Annotated in this window: 2 protein-coding genes; one reads left to right on the top strand and one right to left on the bottom strand. The window is 65.6% G+C overall.

Going from position 1 to position 2,250, the window contains the following annotated elements:
* A partial coding sequence (locus WA702_RS09120) for an MFS transporter (RefSeq protein WP_425110196.1) occupies positions 1-1,287 on the top strand: 1,287 nt, incomplete at its 5' end.
* 95 nt (positions 1,288-1,382) lie between these two features.
* Here WA702_RS09120 and WA702_RS09115 read toward each other — a convergent pair.
* The gene (locus tag WA702_RS09115; RefSeq protein WP_425110195.1) at positions 1,383-2,237 is read right to left on the bottom strand and encodes an urea carboxylase-associated family protein; all 855 of its coding nucleotides are present in this window, start codon (positions 2,235-2,237) and stop codon (positions 1,383-1,385) included.
* Between the last annotated feature and the right edge of the window lie 13 nt (positions 2,238-2,250).

Here is a 2,250-nt window from a genome sequence, read left to right as displayed (position 1 = left end):
CTGGCGCTCCTGGTCATCGCAGGCGTCGTCAATTACATCGACCGCGCCACGCTCGCGGTGGCCAATCCGCTGATCCGCAACGAGCTCGGGCTGTCGATTGCGGATATGGGCTATCTGCTCTCCGCCTTCCTCTGGGCCTATGCGTTCGCGCAATTGCCTACCGGGGCCATGGTCGATCGGCTCGGGCCGCGCATCCTGCTGACGATGGGCCTGAGCCTGTGGTCGGTCGCCCAGCTGCTCGGCGGGCTGGTGCAGAATTTCGGCCAGTTTTTTGGTGCACGCGTGCTGCTTGGTTTAGGCGAGGCGCCGCAATTCCCGACGGCCGCGCGGGTGGTGCGCGACTGGTTCAACCAGCGCGACCGCGGGCTCGCCACCGGCGTGTTCAACTGCGCCTCGTCGCTCGGCACCGCGATTGCCGTGCCGCTGCTGACCATGCTGATGCTGACGTTCGGCTGGCGCGCGATGTTCGTGATCATGGGCGTCGCCGGCCTGATGGTCGCCGCCGCCTGGTGCGTGCTCTATCGCAACCCAAGCGAGATCGCATTGAGCGCGGGCGAGAATGCCTACCGCACCCAGGGCGATCCGCCTGGCGCGCGCACCAAGGTCAGCTTCCGCGAATGGAAGCTGCTGTTTCGATTTCGCACCACCTGGGGCATGATCGCAGGCTATTTCGGCTGCATCTATCTGACCTGGATCTATACGGCGTGGCTGCCCGGCTATCTCGAGATCGAGCGGCACATGAGCGTGAAATACACCGGTTGGGCGGCGGCGGTGCCGTTCGCCTGCGGTGTCGTTGGCGGCGTGCTCGGCGGCTACATCGCCGACATGCTGGTGCGCCGTGGCGTCGAGCCGTTGAAGAGCCGGCGCTATCCGGCCGCGATCGCGCTGTTGGGCACCGCGGCCTGCACGGTGGCCGCCGCCTATGTCGAGAGCAATGCGCTAGCGATCGCCTTCATCTCGATCTCGCTGTTCCTGGTCTACGTGACCTCGACCTGCGCCTGGGCACTGAGCTCGGTCGCGGTGCCGACCAACTGCACCGCCTCGATCGGCGCCGTGCAGAACTTTGGCGGCTATCTCGGCGGCGCGCTGGCGCCGACCGTGACCGGCCTGATCGTGCAGCATACCGGCTCGTTCGTGCCGGCGCTGGTGGTCGGCGGGCTGATCGGCGTGGTCTCGGCGGGAAGCTATCTCTTCATCGTCGATCAGCCGATCACGGCGGCAGATCTCGACAGCGAAATCGGCGCGCAGCTTGGTCCGGTGCAGGGCGGACGAACGGGGCCGGCGTGACTCATTGTCATTGCGAGCGTAAGCGAAGCAATCCAGAGCCGAGAAGGAAGTCTGGATTGCTTCATCGCTGACGCTCCTCGCAATGACGGCAGTGGCTACTCCGGCGCGCCGTGATAATTGTTTGGCTCTGGCCACGGCCAATTCGCGAGCGTGGCGCGGTCCGGCTCGTAAATCTCGATCTTCAGCGGATAGCACGCCGCCGCGTCGCTCGAATGGGTGGCGCTGCAGTCGCCGCCGGGACAGGCCGACAGCGCACCGAGCAGGTCGATCTCGGCAAATAGCTCGAGGAAGTCGCCGGGACGGACCGGGCTCGCCTTCATGAAATACTGATGCGTATCTTTGGTGAAGCCGGTGCACATGAAGACATTGAGCACGTCATGCACGTGATGCTCGACCGCGCGAGGCTCGGCCTCCAATTCCGCGGCTAACGCACGCGACAGGTTGGAGTGGCAACAGTGGTCGTACGGCGCGCCGTTCAGCAGCATGTTGGTATAGGGATCGCACCGCGTGCCGATGACGTCGTGAATGCCGGCGCCGTCGGCATCGAAGCCGTACCAGCCGAGCGTGTCATGGCTGATGGTCGCGATTGGCCGCAGATGCGGCATCGTGCTCCAGAGTCGGTCACCGATGCCGACATGGGTGGCGTGCAGCGCGCGGGTCTTGCCGCTGAAGAAGCGCTCGGAGAGATCGTGCGCGTTCCAGAGATTGAGGTCGCCGACCTGCGGACCGTCGATGCTGACGATACGGACGAACTGGCCTCGTGCTGCGCGAAACGTCCGCGCATCGCGCGGCGGCACGATGATCTCGTCGACCTTGCGCATCGTGGCGCGCGCCGCCTCCAGCACGCTCATGTCGGGTCTCGGCATGGTGCCCGCAGGATAGACGACCGCAGGTGTGGCCGCGCGGCGTGACGCAGCATCAGCGGGGGAGGGCGGACGTTCTGAAGCCATTGCCAGCCTTCAA

The sequence above is a fragment of the Bradyrhizobium sp. genome (genome assembly GCF_049798375.1).
Taxonomy (GTDB): Bacteria; Pseudomonadota; Alphaproteobacteria; order Rhizobiales; family Xanthobacteraceae; genus Bradyrhizobium.
Note: the sequence above shows the minus strand (reverse complement) of the source record. Positions and strands in the feature narration are given on the sequence as shown.

Bases quoted from the DNA above. Each gene is read 5' to 3' on its own strand.
- WA702_RS09115 (WP_425110195.1), bottom strand. From the start codon at position 2,237: ATGGCTTCAGAACGTCCGCCCTCCCCCGCTGATGCTGCGTCACGCCGC.